The organism is Kocuria sp. TGY1127_2, from assembly GCF_013394385.1.
Taxonomy (GTDB): domain Bacteria; phylum Actinomycetota; class Actinomycetes; order Actinomycetales; family Micrococcaceae; genus Rothia.
In genome coordinates this window covers 1,882,581-1,903,414 of sequence record NZ_AP022834.1, presented here as the reverse complement: position 1 = coordinate 1,903,414, position 20,834 = coordinate 1,882,581, and the positions used below count along the sequence as shown (strand labels likewise).

General features: G+C 60.5%; 17 protein-coding genes. 16 read left to right on the top strand and 1 reads right to left on the bottom strand.

Going from position 1 to position 20,834, the window contains the following annotated elements; all coding sequences use genetic code 11:
* Nucleotides 1-39 precede the first annotated feature (39 nt).
* Nucleotides 40-408, top strand: a complete 369-nt coding sequence (locus sake_RS08525; protein ID WP_129360966.1) for an Rv2175c family DNA-binding protein — start codon at nt 40-42, stop codon at nt 406-408.
* A gap of 37 nt (nt 409-445) precedes the next feature.
* Here the strand turns inward: sake_RS08525 and sake_RS08520 are convergent, their stop codons facing one another.
* Nucleotides 446-1,585 (bottom strand): polyprenyl synthetase family protein, encoded by a 1,140-nt coding sequence (locus sake_RS08520; protein ID WP_243155670.1) that lies wholly within the window; start codon nt 1,583-1,585, stop codon nt 446-448.
* Between the two features lie 102 nt (nt 1,586-1,687).
* On the opposite strand from sake_RS08520, the gene dinB reads away from it, so the two are divergent.
* From dinB to ftsZ, 15 genes are all read left to right on the top strand, one after another.
* Entirely contained in the window at nt 1,688-2,989 is a 1,302-nt protein-coding gene (dinB, locus tag sake_RS08515) for a DNA polymerase IV (RefSeq protein WP_178945822.1), read from the top strand.
* 94 nt (nt 2,990-3,083) lie between these two features.
* The gene (locus sake_RS08510; protein ID WP_129360964.1) at nt 3,084-3,482 is read left to right on the top strand and encodes a DUF3040 domain-containing protein; all 399 of its coding nucleotides are present in this window, start codon (nt 3,084-3,086) and stop codon (nt 3,480-3,482) included.
* Nucleotides 3,483-3,798: 316 nt separating this feature from the next.
* Entirely contained in the window at nt 3,799-4,230 is a 432-nt protein-coding gene (gene mraZ, locus sake_RS08505; RefSeq protein WP_129360963.1) for a division/cell wall cluster transcriptional repressor MraZ, read from the top strand.
* 186 nt (nt 4,231-4,416) lie between these two features.
* Nucleotides 4,417-5,409 (top strand): 16S rRNA (cytosine(1402)-N(4))-methyltransferase RsmH, encoded by a 993-nt coding sequence (gene rsmH, locus sake_RS08500; protein WP_129360962.1) that lies wholly within the window; start codon nt 4,417-4,419, stop codon nt 5,407-5,409.
* Nucleotides 5,406-6,116: a hypothetical protein gene (locus sake_RS08495; RefSeq protein ID WP_129360961.1), complete on the top strand. Its 711-nt coding sequence runs from the start codon at nt 5,406-5,408 to the stop codon at nt 6,114-6,116. The genes rsmH and sake_RS08495 overlap by 4 nt, the downstream gene beginning before the upstream one ends.
* 205 nt (nt 6,117-6,321) lie before the next feature.
* Nucleotides 6,322-8,172 (top strand): penicillin-binding protein 2, encoded by a 1,851-nt coding sequence (locus sake_RS08490; RefSeq protein ID WP_243155669.1) that lies wholly within the window; start codon nt 6,322-6,324, stop codon nt 8,170-8,172.
* Between the two features lie 121 nt (nt 8,173-8,293).
* Complete coding sequence (locus sake_RS08485; RefSeq protein WP_129360960.1) at nt 8,294-9,994, top strand: UDP-N-acetylmuramoyl-L-alanyl-D-glutamate--2,6-diaminopimelate ligase; 1,701 nt, start codon at nt 8,294-8,296, stop codon at nt 9,992-9,994.
* Nucleotides 9,991-11,475 (top strand): UDP-N-acetylmuramoyl-tripeptide--D-alanyl-D-alanine ligase, encoded by a 1,485-nt coding sequence (gene murF / locus sake_RS08480; RefSeq protein WP_178945821.1) that lies wholly within the window; start codon nt 9,991-9,993, stop codon nt 11,473-11,475. Before sake_RS08485 ends, murF begins: the two co-directional genes overlap by 4 nt.
* Nucleotides 11,476-11,493: 18 nt before the next feature.
* Nucleotides 11,494-12,615 (top strand): phospho-N-acetylmuramoyl-pentapeptide-transferase, encoded by a 1,122-nt coding sequence (gene mraY, locus sake_RS08475; protein WP_129360958.1) that lies wholly within the window; start codon nt 11,494-11,496, stop codon nt 12,613-12,615.
* On the top strand, nt 12,615-14,177 hold the full coding sequence (gene murD, locus sake_RS08470) for a UDP-N-acetylmuramoyl-L-alanine--D-glutamate ligase (protein WP_129360957.1): 1,563 nt from the start codon (nt 12,615-12,617) through the stop codon (nt 14,175-14,177). Before mraY ends, murD begins: the two co-directional genes overlap by 1 nt.
* The gene (gene ftsW, locus sake_RS08465) at nt 14,174-15,436 is read left to right on the top strand and encodes a putative lipid II flippase FtsW (protein WP_129360956.1); all 1,263 of its coding nucleotides are present in this window, start codon (nt 14,174-14,176) and stop codon (nt 15,434-15,436) included. Before murD ends, ftsW begins: the two co-directional genes overlap by 4 nt.
* 60 nt (nt 15,437-15,496) lie before the next feature.
* Nucleotides 15,497-16,612, top strand: a complete 1,116-nt coding sequence (gene murG / locus sake_RS08460) for an undecaprenyldiphospho-muramoylpentapeptide beta-N-acetylglucosaminyltransferase (protein WP_178945820.1) — start codon at nt 15,497-15,499, stop codon at nt 16,610-16,612.
* A 3-nt stretch (nt 16,613-16,615) separates the two neighbouring features.
* Nucleotides 16,616-18,124, top strand: a complete 1,509-nt coding sequence (gene murC / locus sake_RS08455; protein WP_129360954.1) for a UDP-N-acetylmuramate--L-alanine ligase — start codon at nt 16,616-16,618, stop codon at nt 18,122-18,124.
* Nucleotides 18,121-19,299 (top strand): cell division protein FtsQ/DivIB, encoded by a 1,179-nt coding sequence (locus sake_RS08450; protein WP_178945819.1) that lies wholly within the window; start codon nt 18,121-18,123, stop codon nt 19,297-19,299. Before murC ends, sake_RS08450 begins: the two co-directional genes overlap by 4 nt.
* A 248-nt stretch (nt 19,300-19,547) precedes the next feature.
* A complete protein-coding gene (gene ftsZ / locus sake_RS08445; RefSeq protein WP_129360952.1) occupies nt 19,548-20,801 on the top strand; it encodes a cell division protein FtsZ in 1,254 nt (417 codons plus the stop codon).
* The last annotated feature ends 33 nt before the right edge of the window (nt 20,802-20,834 follow it).

Below are 20,834 nucleotides of genomic sequence, written 5' to 3'. Positions count from 1 at the left end.
AATGAGGAGCTAGGGCCTTCTCTGGTTTAGCCTGGACACGTGAGTTCCAATGAAAACGTTGCCAATCTGTTCGATCTCGTAGGGGAATGGACAACCATCCCCGACGTAGCCGAGACCCTGGACGTCAAGGTCACCCGAGTCCATGCCCTGATAACCGAGGGCCAGCTGATTGCCGTCCGCGACGATGACGGCGTTCGGCGCGTCCCCGCGTTGTTCATGCGTGAAGACCGTGTACTGGAGTCCCTCAAGGGAACCCTGACTGTTCTGAGAGACTCGGGTTTCGACGATGAAGAAGCAATTCGGTGGCTCTACACCGAAGACGATTCCCTGCCCGGCCGGCCGATCGATGCGCTGCAAGAGGGGCGCAAGACGGAAATTCGGCGTCGGGCCCAGGCCCTGGCTTGGTAACCCTCTGCGAGTCCGTACCGAGGTGATGTGAAGAACCTCAGGAAGAACGATGCAAGGCCCTGGAAGCCACGTCTTCCAGGGCTTTTGCGACCCCTGGGGACGTATCTATTTTCCGCAGGGCAGCCTGTACCTGGCGCTGCGTGGTCTGGATGATTCGCTCGGTTTCGTCCAGGGCTCCCGACTCACGGATGATATCCCGCATCTTGTTGACCGTCTCTTCGTCCAGATCGGGCCGTCCCAAGCGTTCTTCGAGGAACGCGACCTGCTCTGCCGACGCGGTTCTTTCCGCCAGAGCGACGAGTACCGTGCGTTTTCCCTCTCGCAGGTCGTCGCCTGCGGGTTTTCCCGTGACGTGTGGTTCGCCGAATACTCCGAGGACGTCGTCGCGCAGTTGAAATGCTTCGCCCAGAGGCAGGCCGAACTCGCTGAGCTGACCGAGCAGTGGCTCACCGGCACCGGCGAGGGCAGCGCCCAAAGTCAACGGATGCTCGCACGAGTATTTGGCGGATTTGTAACGGATGACGGTCGACGCACGGTCAATGGCTTCTTCTGGATCTTCGGTCCCCATGACTTCGGAAAGACCGTCGAGGTACTGGCCGGCCATGACCTCGGTGCGCATGATGTCGAAAATCCGGCGGGCCCTGCCGGTTGCGGCCTGCGGGGTGCCTATTGAGGCGAAGACGGCCTCGGAGAAGGAAAGGCAGAGATCCCCGGCGACGATACCGCCCATGATCCCGAATTCTTCTCCGCTGAGGGACCAGTGCTCTTCCCGATGCATTGCCTGGAAAGAACGGTGGACGGACGGTTTCCCTCGCCGGGTGTCGGAGTGGTCGATGATGTCATCGTGGATTAACGCCGCAGACTGGAACAGCTCTATGGCAGCTCCGGCCAGGACGACTTCGGGAGCCGACGGACCACCCCCTGCGGCTTGCCACCCCCAATATGCTAGAAGGGCTCTCATTCTCTTTCCGCCCGAACACAAAGCCTCGATGTGATCCACCAGTGTCATGGCTTCAGGGGAGATTTCCAGCATCACGAGTCGTTGGCGGCCCAGGTAATCCGCGATCGCTTCATCGACAGCCTGAATGTATTCCCGCTCGGCGGTCTCACGGTCCACACCGGCCGGGTCCATGGCAGGACTCGACCCGGTAGGGGAATTCGGATCGGGGTTGTTCACGGCGGCGATTCCTGACTCCCTGGTGACGGCCTCGCGACCAGGAATAGTAGGGGGTGGAGAGTGCTTACTATTTTACGGGTTCGAGATCGGATTGGAGGAGCCATGACCGAAGTATCACCAGGTTTCGGCAGCCGTGTCATCATGCACGTTGACATGGACGCGTTTTTCGTCGGCGTCGAGTTGCTGACGCGGCCCGAGCTTGTCGGTCGGCAGGTCGTCGTGGCTGGGTCGGGTCCTCGTTCCGTGGTTCTTTCGGCCTCTTACGAAGCCCGTGCCCTGGGAGTCGGTTCCGCGATGCCCACGGCCAGAGCTCGCCAACTCGCACCCCACGCGGTGTATATCGACCCCTCCCACGGCGCATACCGGGAATACTCCGAAAAGGTCATGAGTATTCTTCGATCCGTGACGGATCAGGTCGAGCAGGTCAGCGTGGACGAAGCCTTCCTGGACGTCACCGGAGCAATCCGGCGTCTGGGCCGTCCGGTAGCGATCGCCCGGGACCTTCGACATCGAATCCATGGGGCAACCGGGTTGGTCGCCTCCGTCGGGATCGCGGGAAACAAGTTCCTCGCCAAGATGGCCTCCACCGGCTCCAAACCGAATGGCTTGTGGATAGTTCCCGACGCCCGCGTGCACGATTTCCTTGATCCGCTTCCCGTCCGCAAGCTCTGGGGCGTGGGGGAGAAGACCGCTCAGAATCTGCACGAGGCTGGCTTCAATACCGTTGGGGCGGTTCGGCAAGCCTCGCTGAGCTTCTTGCAGAGGAGGCTGGGCAAAGCTGCGGGCGCTCATCTTTACGAGTTGTCCCGAGGCCTCGATGATCGCCCGGTAGTGACCGAACGCGTCGAGAAATCAATGGGTGCCGAACATACGTTCAAATACGACACGGATGACGTGCGGGAGATCAAATCGGCCATGCTCCAGCTCAGCCACGATGTCGCGCGAAGGCTGCGGGCTTCGGGCAGACGCGCGTACGGCGTAGCGATCAAAGTACGAGACGAGTCCTTTCATACAGTCAGCCGAGCGCGCGCCCTCGAGCAAGGCGTGACTACGGGCCGAGAGGTCTACGACGCCGCCGTCCGGCTGTTCAATGATCTTGGCCCGTTGCCGTCTCGAATGAGACTGATCGGCGTGCGGGTGGAAAAGCTCGACGCACACGATGCGGGACGCCAACTCTCCCTATGGGATTCGGTCTCGGAGGACCAGCTCGTGGCCGAAGCAGAATGGGACCAGGCCGAATCCGCGATGGACCAGATTTGGCAAAAATTCGGGCCCACAGGATTGCGGCCGGCCAGCCTTGTACGAGGCAGTATTTCGCCCCGGTACGACAAACGGGCACCACGTTCTGAGAAGACGAAAGCGGAAGACGAGTCTGCCCGCGAGGGCCCGAAAAAATCGTCATGAAATTGTCAGCGATAGGCACTATTCTTAATAGACGGATGGAACACGGTTGTCCCGGCCGTATTGACATCCCCCACCCCGGGAAGAGGAGATGACCATGCCACTGTCTGAACACGAGCAGAAGCTTCTTGAGCAGTTGGAACAGCAGCTCAATGCCGAGGATCCGGCATTCGCTCAGTCGATGGATTCAGAGGCTTCATCCCCTCGAACGTCCGGAGGCATTTCTATACGACATCTCGTCCTGGGCATCGTCATCGCCGTCGTCGGCCTGGCTGGTGTGCTGGTAGGGGTAGCTTCCAAACTGATCATTGTCGGAGTCGTAGGGTTTGTCCTTATGGGTCTTGGCGTCTACATCGCGACGATGCGAGGGAAATCCCGGAAGGGCAAGCAAAAGTCGAAATCCTCCACTGGGTCCCACTCCACATCGAACCAAGGGCAATCCACTTTGATGCAAAAACTCGAGCGGAAATGGGAAGAGCGAGGAGGAATGGGCTAACCCCCTCCACTTCCCACCACTCATCGCCAGGGCCGGTACCGGAATACGGTATCGGCCCTCTTTTGTGCGCTTTTTCGGGAGTTCTGCGGGATGAATCAGCATGTACAGCAAATTCTTGAGGCCACCTCGATCCCCATGAATTCGCGGAATGTGGGGGGAAAAGTGCAACGAGACTCAGAGTATTGACGAGAGAGTATTGCGTGTGGAGGGAAGTGGAGTAAAGTGGGGCACGCAGGGGAGACAAGGGTGGTTCCTTATCTTCCCTCGCATCTGAAGCAGAGGGTGCACTGAAAGTAATCAGGGGAGGCGGTGGCGAATGTTCCTCGGAACGTACTCGCCTCGCCTTGATGACAAAGGGCGTCTTATCCTGCCTGCCAAGTTCCGGGACGAGCTCTCGGAGGGCTTGGTTCTGACCAGGGGACAGGAAAGATGCCTTTACGTCTTCAGCCAGGCGGAATTCGAGCGGGTGCATGAACAAATGCGCGAGGCTCCGATTTCCTCCAAGCAGGCCCGAGATTACATTCGTGTGTTTCTCTCTGGAGCTTCGGATGAAGTTCCCGACAAGCAGGGGCGGGTGACCATCCCGTCCTCGCTGAGGGGATATGCAGGACTCGAGAAGGAGCTCGCCGTGATCGGTGCCGGAACCCGGGCCGAGATTTGGGACGCTCAGGCTTGGGACGAATACCTGCAGGAAAAGGAATCGGAATTCTCGGAAACTGACGAAGAGGTTATTCCCGGCCTGATGTGATCTCTGGTGCGTGATCTCCAGCCGGCAGCTCGGAATCGTCCTGGCTCAACTTCCCCTGAGCCAGGCCGAATGAGGGCCGAGCTTGTTTGGATGGGGATCAGGTATCAGAGGTCGCTACCGGCATGGAATGCCAGCGAGCAATAGTCAAATGTCGGGCGTTGGTCGGACCATGGAACGGAGGCCTTGATGGACGCGGAGACCTCACCTGGGTCGCGGCCTGCGCATGAAAGACACGTTCCTGTCCTATTGGAACGCTGCATCAGCCTCTTGGCCCCCGCTCTTCGTGGTAATCATCCCGTCGTCATCGATGCGACCCTCGGCATGGGGGGTCACACGGAATACTTGCTCGACAGATTTCCCGATCTCACGGTCTTGGGCGTTGATCGCGACCCTCAAGCACACGCGCTCGCCGGGAAACGGCTCGAGCGCTTCGGCGATCGGTTTATTCCGGTTCGGGCCGTCTATGACGAAATCCCCGAAATTCTCGAGGACAACAACCTCAATACCGTCAGCGGTGTTCTCTTCGACCTCGGCGTATCTTCACTCCAGCTCGACGAGAGGGAGCGAGGCTTTGCCTACTCGTACGATGCTCCCCTCGATATGCGCATGAACTCGGACGACGAGCTGACCGCTGAGGTAATCGTTAACGAATATGACGAAGGTGACTTGCGCAAGATCTTGCGCGACTGGGGTGAAGAAAGATTTGCCGGGCGTATAGCTAAATCTCTGGTTGAGGTTCGCCAGGATCGCCGGATTACCAGTACGGGCGAGCTAGTGAGCATCATCCAGAAGTCGATTCCCATGGCCGTCCAGAGAAATTCAGGGCATCCGGCCAAGCGAACCTTTCAGGCTCTACGTATTGAAGTTAATCATGAACTTGAAGCTCTTGAGAGGGCTGTGCCACAGGCCTTGAATTCCGTATGCCTCGGCGGCCGTGTCGTAGCCATGAGCTATCACTCACTTGAGGACAAAATTGTGAAGCGAGCAATGACGGCCCTGTCCGTCTCCAAAGCTCCAAAAGGTTTTCCGGTCGAGTTGGAAGAGCACCAGCCCGAAGTCAAGATCTTGACACGCGGGGCTGAAGGCCCAACCGACGAGGAGATAGAAAGCAATCCCCGAGCGGCATCCGCCAAGTTGCGCGCCGCAGAACGTATCCGTGAACCTAGGACGGCAGCATGAGTGCAGAACCGCAGTACACAGACTCGGAAACCGAGAATGATGCACCCGCCGCCCTCCACCTGAGCGCGGTTAAAGAGCGACGCAACCTCCGCGTCGTCGGCGATACCGAGGTCCACGAGGAAGAGCACGAGCTTGCCGAAGGCGGGGAACCTCGCCGTCGGAAACCGCTCGCGGTTCAGCCCGTGGCGCGTCGTCGCCGTCGATTGTCCTTGGTTGTCGCCACGGTTCTGGGCGTCTGCGTCACGTTGGGAGTGGTCTTGCTGCTGAACATCTCGATGTCTTCGAACCAGTATGATTTGGTGCAATTGCGGGATGAGCAGCGTTCGTTGTCCGAACAGAATCAGAAGGCCAGCCAGGAGATCGAATATCACCAGGCTCCCCAGAACCTGGCGATTCGGGCTTCCCAGCTGGGAATGGTCTCCGCATCGGATCAAGCGCAACTGGATCTCAAGAACTCTTCGGTCTCCGGAACCCCGACTCCGGCCGAGAAAGCTCCTGCTGACAAGGAAGAAGCCAAAAAGAACGGTCAGACCAACTTGATCGATCCGCCTCTGAACAGCGAAACGGATGCCGCGAAGCAGGCGGAGAAGCAGAAGCAGAAGACCGAGGAGAAGGATTCGGACTCATCCAAGCCTTCTCAGAGCTCGAGCTCGTCGTCGGACTCCGAACAACAATCCCATAACGGCCAGGACCGGGGAAATAACTAACCCTTTCGAAAGATTGGACGTCTGCCCGTGGCAGACCCCATAGGTTGGCTTGAGCAACACAGGTGAGGCCGAGGCCTTAGACTGAGGACTTCCGCCACGGCGTTCCCCTCGGAGGAATGCCGCAGACCGTGGAGTGAGGCGCGAGCCAACCAACCGTCGCGACGTTTCCCCCGGCCGCTAGGCATTGGGGCAGGAAGAGGAGTCAGTGGATTCTACGGAGGATCGGCCGGGCGACCCTGGTCCAGAGGGTCCCCGCGATGACCGCTACATCGATGGGGCACAGGACTCTCAGTCCCCTGAGGCACAGGGAATACTCCGTCGAAGCTTTATCGGAATTTCCGCTTTCCTGGCGATGCTGGCCCTTTTGGTGGGGCGCCTTTTCTACGTACAGGCGATTGACCCGACTGGCCGGGCGAAGAAAGCGTTGGATGATCGTCGTCGTACCCAGAAGATTCCTGCCTTGAGGGGCGAAATTCACGATGTGGACGGCAATGTTCTGGCGCGATCGATTCAGCGTTACAAGATCACGGCGGACCAGACGGCAGTAGCTCCGGTTAAGCGGTACAACAAGGACAAGAAAGCCGAAGAGCTCAGCGTTCAGGACGTCGTGTACAAGCTCGCCGACATCCTCAAGAAGCCGGACAACGAGGTCAAGGACAGTCTGGACGGTGACAGCAAGTACGCCGTTATCGCCGAGGAAGTCACTCCGGACGTCTACAACGCGATCATGGACATCGGCGCCGAATTCATCTATTCCGAACCGGTGTCCAAACGTAGTTACCCGGACGGATCCATTGGCGGCTCCGTTGTAGGGTTCCTTAATTCCGAAGGTGCTGCCGGCGGTATCGAGTTGCAGTTCAACTCCGACCTGACCGGGCAAGACGGCGAACGGGTCTATGAGATCAGCGCCGACGGAATCCGGATTCCGGTCGGCGAGGACATCAACCAGCCCGCTGAGGATGGCAAGACCATTCGCCTGACCATCAATCGGGATATCCAATATTTTGCGCAACAGCAGGTCAAAGCCCGTGCGGATGAGCTAGGAGCCGAGTGGGGTACCGCCGTGGTCATGCGCATTAAAGACGGTTCCCTCCTGGCCTTGGCCGATTCGTCGATGATCGATCCCAACAATTACGAAAAGGCGAATACCGGGGATTTTGCCGCTAGGGCAGTGAGCGCGGCCACGGAGCCGGGTTCGACCGAGAAGATCCTGACGACTTCCGCCGTGATCGAAGAAGGACTTTCGACGCCGAAGTCCGGGTTCGACGTTCCCGCAGAACTGCACATTGAGGGCCAAACGATCACGGACGCCTTCGACCATGGACCAGAGAAGCGCACTTTGGCAGGAATCATCGCTGACTCCATGAACACCGGTACCGTCCTGGCCGGCAAGCAATTGAGCAAGGACCAACGCCATGATTGGCTCAAGAAATTCGGCGTGGGAAGCCTCACAGGAATTGAGCTTCCGGGTGAGAACCGCGGCATCCTGACCAAAGCGAAGGACTGGGACGTCCGTCAGCAGTACACCGTTCTGTTTGGCCAGGGCGTCTCTCAAACGCCTCTCCAGACGATGATGGCCTATCAGGCCGTGGCCAACGACGGGGTCCAGCTCAAGCCACGCATTGTGGACGCGGTCGTGGATCACCAGGGCAACGAGGATAAACGTCCAGTGTCCGAGGGCAAACGGATCATCTCAGAGAAGACTGCCCAACAGGTCAAGGACATCATGGAAACCGTCATCACCGCGGGCGGCGCCAAGGAAGCTGCAGTCAAAGGATGGCGCGTCGGCGGAAAGACTGGCACCGCGGAGGCCCCTGCGGACAAGGGCGGTGGGTACGACGGTTACACGACCTCCTTCATCGGCGTCGCGCCCATAGAGGACCCTCAGTATTTGGTAGGGATCGTGCTGCAGCGTCCGCAGGGCGAGGTGACCGCGATCGGATGCACGACCGTCTTCTCTAAGATCATGGAGAAAGTTCTGCAGTACTACAAGGTTCCCCACTCGACGTCCAAGCCTGTTGCGCTTCCGAAGTTCACAGATGGGGAACAAGGATAGAGAGCGATACTAAGCTATTGCGCGGGGATGAGCCTCATCGGACGGCTCAGTGCCCCGACAAAGATCACGACACCGAAGAACCACATCACACACTCCCAACCATGAGAGAAGGATCGCTCACATGCCCCTTGAGGATCAGTCCGTGGGCCATGAACCCGGTTCGGGCGAAAACAGCCTGGACGGTACCGCACAGACTCTGCGTCCTCGCAATGTAGCTCCGCGGACCCTCGAAGAACTAGTTGGAGCCATCGAGCACCGCGGCCAGCGGGCCCGGATCGAAGGCACCCCCGCGGTATCAGCGGCCGGAATCAGCATGGATTCTCGGGAAGTTCAGTCCGGCGACCTCTACGTTGCGCTGCCCGGCGCCAACGCACACGGCGCAGATTTTGCCGAAGCTGCCGCCGCCCGAGGAGCCGTCGCAATCCTGACGGACGAGGCCGGCTTGTCCAAGATACGGGCGCTGACCGTGACCCTGCCCGTCGTGATCGTCGAACGGGTCCGTGACGTCGTAGGTCCGCTGGCGGCGCATATCTATGCCAGCCAACCAGCATCGCCGGAGGTACAGCGACTTTTCGCGGTCACCGGAACCAACGGCAAGACCACGACCACCTACATGATCAACTCGATCATGGCGGCTCTCGGCCATACCACGGGACTCATCGGAACAATTGAAATACTTGCCGGGGGACAGGCCATCCCGAGCCAACTCACGACGCCGGAATCCACTCACGTTCACTCTCTGGTTTCCGTGATGAGGGAACACGGGATCACCGCAGCTTCTATGGAAGTGTCCTCTCACGCCCTGGACTACAAGCGCGTGGACGGATTGGTGTACGACGTCGCGGGGTTCACCAATCTCACACAGGATCACCTGGACCTCCACGGGACCATGGAAGCTTATGCCGCTTCCAAAGCGCAGCTTTTCAGCCCCGACCATTCGCGACGCAGCATTGTGACGATAGATGATGACTGGGGCCATTGGATGGCCAGTACCGCCCGGGGCGAGCAGGGCGACGAATCGGTTGTGACCCTCTGGACCGGATACGGCACCGGCGACCGGGGATCCCAGCCTGTTCCCGATGCCGATTGGAGACTCACGTCCGTTGAGCCGGACGGAATCGGTCATCGCTTCGAACTCAGGCACCGTGACGGGCGAGAGTTCCGCGCCAAAACCGGCCTGCCCGCGGACTTCAACGTGTCGAATGCCGCGTTGGCCGTGGCGATGGTCGCCGAATCGGGCGTCGATCAGAAAGCCCTTTCCGAAGCGTTGTCACACGTTGCGACCTTGACCCCCCTCGTGCCCGGTCGGATGCAGGTAATCGCACAGAAACCCGTTGCCATCGTGGACTTCGCGCACAATGCTGACGCTCTGGAACGTGCCCTCGCGGCCGTTGACCCCGGAGAAGACGGCCCGGGCAAGGTCATCGTCGTCTTCGGCGCAACCGGCCAACGAGACCAGACGAAACGACCGATCATGGGCGCGGTCGCTGCACGACACGCGGACATCGTGATCGTGACGGACGACGACCCTCATAACGAAGCGCCCGGCCCTATACGCGAAGCAGTGGCCGCAGGAGCTCGACAAGCCAGCAACGAGGGCGCCCGCGCCCAGTCGGTCGAAAACATCGCGCCTCGGGCCGAAGCGATTGCCCGAGCCGTCGAGCTGGCCGATCCGGCAGACGCAATTCTGGTGGCCGGTCGAGGCCATGAGGTCAGCCAAGATATCGCAGGCGTTGACAATGCTCTCGACGACCGTGAGGAATTGCGGAGTGCGCTTCGCTCTTGGGAAGCCCGTCAGGACGCCGCAGGAGGAAAACGATGATCGAATTATCAGCCCGAGAAATCGCCGACGCCGTCGGAGGGACGATTGCTGGTCTCGATGAGGCGTCCACCGACGCGGTTCTCTGCACCTCCGCGACGACAGATTCACGGGAAGTGACCCACGGGTCGCTGTTCATTGCGAAACCGGGTGAGGTGACGGATGGCCATCGATTCATCGGTACCGCTCGGGAAGCCGGTTCTCCGCTGGCTCTTGCCGAGCGCCAGGTCACTGACGAAAACAGCCAAGTGTATCCGTCCGTGATCGTCCCGAACGTGGTCGACGCCATGGGACGGTTGGCGCACGAAGTCGTTTCCCGACTGCGGGCAGAGGGTGACGTGACCGTCGTCGGGATCACCGGATCCGCAGGAAAAACCACGACCAAGGATCTGCTTCGGGGTATTTTCAGCCAGCACGGGCCCACGGTGGCCCCCATCGGGTCGTACAACGGCGAGGTCGGGGTGCCTCTGACAGTATTCCGAGCGGACCGCGATACCCGCTATCTCGTGATCGAGATGGGCGCGAATCATCTAGGCAACATCCGGTACCTCTGCGACATGGTCGTTCCCGATTTCGGGGCGATCCTCAAGGTCGGAACGGCGCACGCCGGGGAATTCGGCGGGGTGGAAAACATCGCCATCACGAAGTCCGAGCTCGCCGACGGAGTCGCGGAAACTGGGGGAGTGGCCCTCAATATCGACGACGGACGAGTCGCGGCAATGGCGTCCAAAGCTTCGGCGCCCGTGATGTACTTCGGCGTCGAGGACCGGCACGTTCGCGAAGCCGACGCGCCGATCGTCGAGGCCCGACAGTTGCGTACCGATGAGACCGGATGTCCTCAGTTTCGCCTGTGCTTCCCCGACGGGAATGAGTATGAGGTCACATCGAAGCTCATCGGTGAGCACCATGTGTACAACGCATTGGCAGCGGCGACCCTTGCGTTCCTCGCGAAGGTTCCGACCAGCGACATTGCGAAAGGACTGAATACGCTCGCCGCCGGAAGCCGGTACCGCATGGAACGGACAGATCGTGCGGACGGAGTGACTATCATCAACGACGCCTACAACGCGAACCCCGAATCAATGGCTGCGGCGTTGAGAACGCTCGCCCAGATGGGCCGCGATGCCCGACCCCCGCGGAGAACGTGGGCTGTTCTGGGCCCGATGCTCGAGCTGGGTGAGTCCTCGAGGGAAGAACACGATAAGCTCGGGCGCGACGTCGTCCGCCTGAACATCCCCAAATTGATCGCGATCGGGAAGGAAGCCGCACCGATCTTCAACGCCGCTCATCTGGAAGGTTCGTGGGGCGAAGAAGCGGTATGGGTCGAGACTGCCGACCAGGCCTTCGAAATCCTGCAGCGAGAACTACGTGAGGGCGACATCGCCCTCTTCAAATCCTCCAACGGCGCTGGCTTGCGGTTCTTGGGGGATAGAGTTGCTCAGGACCAGACCGGCGTCCATCGGCCCGGAAACGAATCTAGGTAGAAAGGCGCAAAGTACCGCATGATTTCCATCTTGTTGGCGGCGGCCTTTGGCCTCATCCTCTCCCTCATCGGGACGCCACTGTTCACCAAGTTCTTGGTCAGGCAACAGTACGGCCAATTCATACGCGAGGATGGCCCCACGAGCCACCAGACCAAGCGCGGGACACCGACCATGGGTGGCGTTGTGATCATCGCCGCGACCTTGGCCTCGTTCTTCTTGTCACTTGTCATCAACGGTCTCGTCTTCGGTGGCAACCCTGTACCGTCGGTCTCCGCGCTCCTCCTGCTCTTCCTCATGGTGGGCATGGCCGGAGTGGGCTTCATCGACGATTTCAAGAAGATTGCCCGGAAGCAGTCCCTTGGTCTCACGGCCAAGGGGAAAATCATTCTCCAGGGCACGGTTGGCATCGTCTTCGGCGTTCTCGCACTGACGATTCCGGACGAGAACGGTTGGACCCCCGCATCGACGCACATCTCCTGGACTCGGGACATCCCTTGGCTGGATCTGTCTTTCGGTATACCGGTGCTGGGCATCATCTTGTTCGTCGTCTGGGCCAATTTGATCTCGACCGCCACGACCAATGCCGTTAACCTGACGGATGGTCTGGACGGACTCGCGACGGGCGCCTCGATCCTGGTCTTTTCCGGGTACCTCATGATCTCGATGTGGCAGACGAACCACTTGTGCGAACCGCACACCCTCGGATCGGTCTGTTATGAGGTGCGCGATCCGGCGCAACTTTCGATTGTTGCCGCCGCGCTCGTGGGAGCCCTGATCGGTTTCCTATGGTGGAACACCTCTCCGGCGACCATTTTCATGGGGGACACCGGGTCCTTGGGTCTCGGTGGTGCGCTGGCCGCATTCGCGATCCTGACCCACACCGAAATCCTTCTCGTCCTGATGGCCGGACTGTTCGTCATGATCTCCGCATCGGTCATCATTCAGGTCGGATACTTCAAGCTCTCCGGAGGCAAACGTGTGTTCAAGATGGCGCCTTTGCAGCACCACTTCGAACTCAAAGGTTGGAAAGAGGTGACCGTGGTGGTCCGTTTCTGGATCATCGCCGGCCTCTTCGTGGCCCTTGCTCTCGGAATCTTTTACGGCGACTGGCTCATCGGCCACGGAGGTGTAACCGTATAATGCGCTCGACCCAAGAGAACCCTCTCGTCGACAATCCCCGGCTCGAGTCGCTGACCAGCTGGGACTCGGATTGGACCGGTCTGCGGGTCGTCGTTGCCGGGATCGGCGTTTCGGGATTCGCCGCAGCCGATACCCTGATCGAGCTTGGTGCGCGTGTCGTCGTCGTGGACGGCAAGGACGATGAGGAAAACCGCTACAAGCAGCAGACCTTGGGGATCGTGGGCGCTGCGCAAATCGTTCTGGGCGAAGGCGCCATGCAGAGACTGCCCGACGTCGACGGCGAGCGTCCCGATGTGGTCGTCACCTCACCCGGCCTGCGCCCTAACTTGGGCATTCTCGCCCAAGCCGCGCAGGAAGGCGTGCAGATCTGGGGTGAAGTCGAACTCGCATGGCGTTTGCGCAAGCGCGAAGGGCGCAAAACCGCCGAGTGGGTATGCATTACCGGGACCAACGGGAAAACGACGACGGTCGGTATGACCGCATCGATCCTTCAGGCTGCGGGTCTCAAAGCCATCGCCGTGGGCAACGTCGGAACTCCCATCCTGGATGCTCTGCGCGATCCGGTTGAGTACGACGTCCTCGCGGTCGAACTGTCCAGCTACCAGCTTCACTGGTCGTATTCGGTCGCGCCCTTGGCTTCGACCGTTCTCAACATCGCCGAAGACCACATTGACTGGCACGGCAGTTACGAAAACTATCAGGCGGACAAAGCCCGAGTATTCGAAAACACGAGGGTCGCCTGCGTCTACAATGCGTCGGTGCCCTTGACCGAAAAAATGGTCGAAGAAGCAGACGTCCAGGAGGGGTGCCGCGCGATTTCGTTCACGACGGACACGCCGTACCTTTCCCAGTTGGGCGTCGTGGACGGCTTGCTCGTGGATCGGGCTTTCATCGAAGAACGCCGAAGCTCTGCCGCGGAGTTGGCCGGAGTGCAGGACACCGGTGAGCTGCCGACCAGACACACCGTGGAGAACGCTTTGGCGGCGGCGGCACTCGCGCGGGCCGCCGGCGTGGAGCCGGTTGCCGTACGGGATGGCCTTCGGTCCTATGAACCTGGAGCCCACCGCATCCAGCCCGTTGCCAACACGCATGGGGTGCTGTGGGTCAACGACTCCAAGGCGACCAACCCGCACGCCGCCGACGCCTCGCTGAGTTCTTTCTCGCCGGTGATCTGGATTGCGGGCGGTCTGTCCAAAGGTGTGGCTTACGACGACCTGGTGGCCAAACACGCCGAGCGCCTTAAAGCCGTGGTGCTCATCGGGACGGATACGCAATCCTTGACGGAGGCCCTGAACCGTCACGCTCCGAACGTCACTGTGCTTCGCGCAGTCGAAGGGACCGGTGTCTCCCGGGACGACGGTCGGTCAATCATGGCCCAGGCCGTCCGAATCTCGCACGGGCTCGCGAAGCCCGACGACACCGTGCTCATGGCGCCGGCGGCTGCCTCGATGGACCAATTCACGTCGTACGCCGAACGGGGAGACGCATTCATAGAGTCGGTGACCGAACTCGTGGAGCGCATCCAGAACGATGAGAGCGAAGAAGGGGACCATTCCTCATGAGCACCCCAGCCCCGGAACGCCCGCAGAATCGCCGCAAGGACACCCTGTGGACCAGAGTGGCCGAGGGCTACCGGTACGTGACCAGACCACTTTACCGATGGGTGGCTACCGGTTCGATGTCGAGCGCATCGATCGGGATTGCGGTGTCCTCGATCGGGCTGACGGTCCTCGGCTGCATGATGGTGTTGTCCGCATCCTCAGTCGAGCAACTCAGCCGGGGCCTCTCGCCCTACGGGCTGTTCCTGCGCCAGGGGATCTTTGCACTCGGTGGGATTGTCGCGATGTTCGTGGCATCCCGAATCAAGATCTCTTTTTGGAAGAACCAGAGGCTCACCTATTGGCTCATGGGAATTTCCCTTGTTCTACTGCTTCTGGTTTTGTCTCCGATGGGCAAAGAAGTCAACGGCAACCAGAACTGGCTCGCCGTGGGTGCCTTCAGCTTCCAACCCTCCGAGATCGCCAAGTTCTCGTTGATGTTGTGGGTCGTATGGTCCCTGGTCAAATCCACTCGGGTCTCCGAAAGCGCTCACGATGCCCTTTTGCCGTCGAGCCTCGGCTTCTTGGCGGTTGCAGGTTTGGTGATTATCGGCGGAGACGCCGGTACGTGCATCGTCTTCGTGCTGATTTACGCGAGCGCCCTATGGTTCGCGCGTGCCCCGCGCAAGATTTTCACCCGATCGTTCCTCATCGGTTTGGTCGTGATGGTGTTGGTCGTCATCGCGCGCCCACACCGCTTGTCTCGCGTGATCACCTGGCTCGTGCCGTCGACCTGCACGCAAGGGCAGGAGTGCTATCAGGCCAATTCCGGTATGGCCGCGTTGGCCACGGGGTCGTGGTGGGGCGAGGGTTTAGGGCAATCACGCCAGAAATACAGCTATCTTCCCGAAGCCCACAATGACTTCATCATCGCGATTCTGGGCGAGGAACTCGGTTTCATCGGAACCTGTGTTGTCGTGGCGCTCTTCGTCGTCCTCGCGCTGTGCCTCGCACGCATCATTCTGCGCTCGACCGACCGATTCGTCAGGCTGGCCGCTGGATGCATTCTCGCCTGGTTCATCGGCCAGGCTTTCGTGAATATCGGCATGGTGACCGGTTTGCTGCCGGTGATCGGCGTTCCTCTGCCGTTCGTCTCCTACGGAGGCACATCGCTCATGATGTCCCTGTTCACCTCGGGATTCGCGATGTCTTTGGCCAAGGCACCCACGCACCCTGCCATCAGTTTGAAGTCCCTCGACGACGAAAACGCGGACGTAAACTAGAGATCGCTCGTTGACCCTTGCGCGGGCACACAGACCATTGACATTCCGGGAGATTCGACCATGACCAAGCCACTGTCCGTTGTTGTAGCGGGAGGCGGGACTGCGGGGCACATCTCCCCGATGCTCGCTATCGCAGATGCCATACGGGAGCTCGATCCCGAGTCTCGTATTGTGGCGGTGGGTACGGCTTCAGGCATGGAAACCCGTTTGGTCCCCGACGCTGGATACGATCTTGAGTTCGTCGACCGCGTGCCCATGCCGCGAAAGCCAACATTGGATTTGGCCAAATTGCCTTTCAGGCTTCGGAAGGCCGTCAGACAGGGAAGGGAAATCCTCCGCCGGAACCAAGCCGACGTTTTGGTCGGTGTCGGCGGTTACGTGTGCACACCAATGTACTTGGCGGCTGCGCAAGAAGGGCTGCCGATCGTGATCCACGAAGCCAACCAGCGGCCAGGCCTGGCGAATAAGGTCGGGGCCCGGCGAGCCACCGTTGTTGCAACGGCATTTGCGGGGACGCCGATAGCCAAGGGGCAGCACGTCGGGATGCCGATGCGCCTTCAGATCTCCGGATGCGACCGGGCCGCTGAACGCGAAGGGGCCCGTCAGCTTCTCTCCCTCCAAGCGGATCGGCCGACCATCATCGTCACGGGTGGCTCGCTCGGGGCCCAGAACATGAACCGGACTATTGCCGGCGTTCTCGACCGTCCTGAGTGGCGGGACTCGGCCGTTCAAATGCTTCACATTACGGGGCGCGGGAAACAACTCCTTGATTCCCATGGGGCACCACTTGAAGCTCCCGGGTACCAGCAGGTCGAATACATCGACGGAATGGAAAACGTCTACGCCGCGTGCGACCTCTTGGTCGCTCGTTCCGGTGCCGCGACCGTGAGCGAGGTTGCGGCCGTGGGCTGCCCGGCAATTTTCGTACCTCTGCCCATCGGCAACGGGGAGCAGTCTCTGAACGCGGCGGATCTCGTCGATTCAGGGGCCGGACTTATGGTGGAAGACAAGAATTTCACCGTCGAGTGGTTCCTGACCAATGTTCTTTCCACCGTCACGGACCGTGACCGACTTCGGGAAATGTCGGAGAATGGGTATAGACACGGTATCCGCGATGCGGCCCAGCAAATGGCCCGGTTGATAGCCCAATCGGCGCGACACGAAGGGAATGCCTAACCCATGAGTTCTGTGCATCACCGAGACGACGGGTCGAGTCTGCTGCCCGACTTCATGAACCCACCGTTCCCACGCCGCCTCAAGACGGAGGAGCTGGGAAGAGTCCACTTCATTGGGATGGGCGGCACCGGTATGTCAGCGGTCGCTGATCTCCTGGTCTCCCGCGGGCTTGAGGTCAGTGGTTCCGATATGAAGGACAACGCCGCCTTGGCCGTGCTGCGCAAGAAAGGTGCTCTGGTCTTTGTCCCTCAGGACGCCGCCAATGTGGAAGGCGCCGACACCGTGGTCATCTCAACGGCCATCAAGGAATCCAACCCTGAACTGAGCGCTGCTCGGGCCGCCGGGTTGCGTATCCTGCACCGCTCGGATGCACTCGCCGCGTCGATGGCCGACTCCCAGACGATCGCCGTTGCGGGAACTCACGGAAAGACCACGACGAGTTCGATGATCGCCGTCATGCTCGACGGACTGAATGTGAATCCGTCGTACGCGGTCGGTTCGACCATCGCTTCTTTGGGATCGAATGCCGCATTGGGCGCCACCGGGCCGGAGAGCTGGTTCGTCGCAGAAGCCGACGAATCAGACGGCTCCTTCGTCAAATACGAGCCGACCATCGCCGTCGTGACAAACGTTGAACCGGACCACCTGGACTTCTACGGAAGCCCTGAGGCCGTCACCGCGGCGTTCGACCGTTTTGCGGACACGATGATGCCTGACGGCGTGTTGGTCGCGTGCTGGGACGATTCCGGTGCCCGTCGTCTCGCGGAAAGCCAGCGAAAGCTGGGAAAGAACGTCGTGACCTACGGTTCGGACGACGGCGCCGACGTGCTCATCAGAGATATCAGCGGCGAGGGCACGCGCAGCAGTGCCGAGCTCGAGTGGGATGTCCGGTTACGAGGTGAAGACTTGGTCGGCAAATGCACGCTTGAGCTGTCGGTGCCGGGCCAACATAACCTCCGGAACGCCTCGGCGGCTGTCTCGTGCGCTCTCGTGGGCGGGTTCGATCCCTCTCGCGCGGCGCGTGCGCTCACCTCGTTCACTGGTTCCGCCCGCCGGTTCGAATTCCGCGGCGAATGTCGCGGAGTCCAGGTCTACGACGATTATGCGCACCATCCCACGGAAGTAGCCGCGGCGCTCGAAGCTGCTCGGACGGTTTCCGAAGGTCACAATGTGTATGCGATTTTCCAGCCGCACCTGTTTTCGCGCACCAAGGAATTCGCCGGTGAATTCGCTGAGGCATTGTCGTTGGCCGATCGTGCGTACGTCGTCGATATCTTCCCGGCGCGCGAAGAACCCCTTGAAGGAGTGACGAGCCGGCTCATCACGGAGGCGGGCTTCACCGAGGTTCGCTATGCGTCGAGCCCGGGCGAGGCGGCAGGCCGGGTCGCTTCCGCGGCGTCGAGCGGGGACATCGTCATGACCATCGGCGCGGGAGACGTGACCACTTTTGCCGAGAAGATCCTCAGCGAGTTGTCGGAAGGCGGGCCGACCGGCGCCCGGGATTCCTCGTGAGCCCCGCGCACCGGCCGCGTTTGCCCCGGCGTCAGGAAGGCAAGAAGACTTCCAAGGAGCAGCAGTCGAATGGGAAGTCCTCCGGCCTGCCCCAGGGCGAGACTGATCCGCGGAGCAAGCTTGCCGAGGCGACCGCACGAGGCGATGCAGGCCCCGATGCCCAGCGCTCGGAGGCCATCCGCAGTTCGGCCCAGGGCACGCAGCCACGGCCGGCCGCTGTGCGAGTCAACGATGAGTCGAAAGTCCAGGTGCTCTCGGACTCGGACCTTGAGCACAACGATGCCGATACGAGATCGGCGGACAACGGGCACCGGGACGGGGAGGCTGGGACCGCCAGAGGAGACCAGAAGCCGAGTCCAGACGGCGATGAGGCGGCCGACAATATCGTCGCTTTCCCCGGACGTCGCCCCAAGGGCGGGGACCGAGGGACGACGTCTCGCGAACGACGCGCTCCTGGAGAGCCACGCCCGACTGGTGGAAAGCCACGAGCCTCTCGGCGGAAGAAGGTCGTCGTAGGACTGGGGGCCGTATTGATCGCTGCCGTACTTTTCTTCGGGATCGTTTTCTTCTCTCCACTGTTGGCGACCCAGAGTGTCACCGTGCAAGGCGCTCATCTGACTGATAAGACATCGCTGCAGAAGTCGTTGGATTCTTTGAAAGGCAAGCCTCTGACTCGCGTCACGACGCAGGACGTGAAGGATCGCATCGGAGATGACGTCGTGATTCAGGACGTCAGCATCGAGGCGCACCCTCCGCACGAACTCGTGGTGACGGTCCACGAACGAGCGCCAGTGGCTGTGGTCAAGTCCGGGGACCAGTACGTCATGGTCGACAAGAACGGCGTTGCGATAGGTGCCAAGAAGTCGGTCGAGGAGGCAGGCGTCCCGTTGCTGGATGGTGGCCCTGATGCGGTCAAGGGCGATTCCTTCAAGTCGACCGTCCAGGCCCTCCAGACGCTGCCGCAGTCTTTGCTGGGCCAGCTCAACAAGGTCGAAGCCAGCTCGTCCAACAACATCCGGTTGGACATGAAGGACGGGTCCCAGGTGGTTTGGGGGACCGGTGATCAGAGCGAGTACAAGGCCGAAGTCCTTACTAGTCTGGTCCAAGGTCTGAAGGACTCGGGTGGCGCATCCGTGTACGACGTCTCGAGCCCGGATCACCCCGTCACCAAATAGTCCACCAGAGACAGAATTAAACATTAAAGTAAAGGTTTATGTTTTATTCTGGACTTGAGAACATTCGCCGGAAATTCTTAGATTTCAGACGGCGAATAAGTGCGACACGGTATCCGGTCGTTGGTACTGTAGGTTTGGTATAGGAACCGGCTGGGTGCAGATGCCGAATATTGAACCTCAACCTTCGGGTGAAGGTTTAATCAGCGGAATCATGCGCTACGGCTTCACACGCTAAAACGAGGAACCCCATGGACGTAACAACTCCCCAGAATTACCTCGCCGTTATCAAGGTCGTCGGCATCGGCGGCGGCGGCGTCAACGCGGTAAACCGCATGATCGAGGTCGGGCTTCGCGGTGTTGAATTCATCGCGATCAATACCGACGCCCAGGCACTTCTGATGTCGGATGCCGATGTCAAACTCGACGTCGGGCGCGAGATGACTCGCGGTCTCGGCGCGGGAGCCAATCCCGAGGTCGGCCGCCAGGCTGCCGAGGACCACGAAGAAGAGATCGAAGAGGTCCTCAAGGGGGCCGACATGGTCTTCGTGACGGCCGGCGAAGGCGGCGGCACCGGTACCGGTGGCGCCCCCGTCGTGGCCCGCATCGCCCGTTCGCTCGGCGCCCTGACCATTGGTGTCGTGACTCGTCCGTTTACGTTCGAGGGCCGTCGGCGCTCGAATCAGGCCGAGACCGGCATCGAGTCCTTGCGCGACGAGGTCGATACCCTCATCGTTATCCCGAACGATCGTCTGCTCTCCATCTCGGATCGCAACGTATCCATGCTGGATGCGTTCAAGTCGGCCGACCAGGTTCTGCTGTCCGGTGTCCAGGGCATCACTGATCTGATCACAACTCCGGGCCTGATCAACCTCGACTTCGCGGACGTCAAGTCTGTGATGCAGGGAGCCGGCTCGGCGCTGATGGGTATCGGCTCGGCGCAGGGCGAGGACCGTGCTGTCAAAGCGGCCGAGTTGGCAATAGCGTCTCCGTTGCTCGAAGCCTCGATCGATGGTGCGCACGGCGTGCTGCTGTCGATCCAAGGCGGATCCGATCTCGGTCTGTTCGAGATCAACGAAGCGGCCCGCCTTGTCCAAGAGGTCGCGCACCCGGATGCCAACATCATCTTCGGTGCCGTCATTGATGACGCCCTGGGTGATGAAGCTCGCGTCACGGTGATCGCCGCAGGTTTCGACTCCCTCAACCCGGAGACGAACAGCAACGACAACAACGCCGCGGCCAACCAGGCTCAGAGGACTCAGCAGACCTTCGGTGGCGGCGCTTCCCAGCCGGCCAAGGTTGCCAACAACCCGCAGCGCGGGAGCAGCTCCTACTCGAGCAACTCCTTCTCCAACGGTTCGGCCTCACAGTGGCAGGACGATTCGGATGTCCCGGCGAACGCCGGCTTCGACGTCGACCTGCCCCCGGTCGTGGGCACCGACGGCGAGTCCACCTCCAAGAAATCGGGGAAGGACTCGCTGGACGTCCCCGACTTCCTGAAGTAACTCAATAACAACGCGCGTGTGAAGCCAGCGGGG